General features: G+C 42.8%; 1 protein-coding gene. It reads left to right on the forward strand.

The features are described from left to right. The first annotated feature begins 111 nt into the window (after positions 1 to 111). Positions 112 to 1392, forward strand: a complete 1281-nt coding sequence (locus tag V8G47_RS20680; RefSeq protein ID WP_336201681.1) for an IS110 family transposase — start codon at positions 112 to 114, stop codon at positions 1390 to 1392. Positions 1393 to 1723 lie beyond the last annotated feature (331 nt).

Consider the following 1723-nt stretch of genomic DNA (forward strand, 5'->3'; position numbering starts at 1 on the left):
TTCCCGCAGGAGCTATTCCTGTGAGATGAGAATTCATCTATTGCATAAAAAAAGACCCTCCGTTATGATGCAGGTGCTAACCAATCGCTCATAACTAAGGAGGATCTTCACATGCATGATAATCGAAATCAACGTATTAATCAAATTTCTGAAACTACGCTGGTCGTTGGTATTGACATAGCCAAGCGGAATCATTACGCCTGTGCCGTAGACGAGCGTGGACGTGAACTCAAGAAAAGCTTTGTCATCCGCCAATCCCTTCAAGGATTTGAAAGCTTTTACGCGACTATCCTAAAGCTCATGAGTATTCATAATAAAAAGGAAGTCATCGTTGGTTTTGAGCCTACCGGCCATTACTGGATGAATCTTGCAGCTTTTCTAACAGATCATTGCATTCCATATGTCCTTGTCAATCCTCTTCACGTAAAACAAACCAAAGAGCTAGACGATAATCTACAGAGTAAAAATGATCTGAAAGATGCACGGGTCATCGCAAAAATGATGCCACAAGGATATTACAGTATGCCAAGGGAAATGACTCAAATCGATTCTGAACTTCGTCGGGGGACGGCCTACCGAGCTCGTTTAAAAGAAGAATCGGCCTCTATTCAAAACCGCATCCGACGGTGGATCGACCTTTACTTCCCTGAGTTCGCTTCTGTAATCAAAGGTCTTGGGAAACAGGCTCAGGCTATTTTGAAATATGCCCCTTTACCAGAAGATCTCGTGATCTTCTCGCATGAAGAGCTGATTGACTTTCTTCACACAAAGGGTGTTCGCTATCTGTCAAAGAAGAAAGTAGAGCGACTCCTTCAAGTGGCAAAGTATTCTATAGGATTGAAAGACAGTCCTGAAATGGCACGCATGGAAATCAGAATGTTGCTTGACCAGTTATTCATGTATGAATCACAGATTCAAGAGCTTACTGAAAATCTTGTCACCCTTGCCCGTCAATTGCCTGACTTTGATTACCTAACATCGATTCCCGGAATTAGTGAAACAACCGTATTGGAGCTACTCTCTGAGACAGGTTCACTAAAGCGTTACAAGGATCCACGCCAATTATTTAAACTCGCGGGATTAACACTGGTAACGAATTCTTCTGGTGAATCAAAGGGTAGAAAAAGGATCTCTAAGCGAGGGCGAAGAAGGCTTCGAGCATTATTGTACAAAGCAGTGTTCCCTTTACTACACTCAAATTCGGCGTTCCGAGCACTTTATGACTACTACAGTAATGATCGCGAGAAACCAGTAACGAAAAAGGAAGCACTTGTGATTCTGTGCCGTAAGTTACTTCAAATTTGTCATGGTCTTAGCCATTATGAAACAACATTTGATTTAGAGCGCATGATGGGAGATATGCCTTTCCTCTCTCATCCCAAAGCAGCTTAACTCTTTGAATGAGAACGTAGTTCTTCTACAACCCAGACACTGAGAAGCCGGCCCATACACGACTTTCGACGATCTACTGATCAGTCCATGCAGGAGCATACGCCGGCCTCTGCGTTAGGGAAAGACCCAACGAAGGAATGTAGGCACTCGATGCCAGGAGATATGGGAGGGTAAGTCTACCTAAACAAGCAGAGATCAAAAGTGCCCATCACTGAATACAAGGGAGACCCTTCCAGTCTCTTAACGCAACGCGTAAGCATGAATTCCTTTATTTTGAACAAATAAGAAAAAAAGGGAATGCATTTGGCTAATATGATACTTAAAAAATTTT

It is taken from the genome of Rossellomorea sp. LJF3 (genome assembly GCF_037046045.1).
GTDB lineage: Bacteria > Bacillota > Bacilli > Bacillales > Bacillaceae_B > Rossellomorea.

Bases quoted from the DNA above. Each gene is read 5' to 3' on its own strand.
- V8G47_RS20680 (WP_336201681.1), top strand. From the start codon at position 112: ATGCATGATAATCGAAATCAACGTATTAATCAAATTTCTGAAACTACG.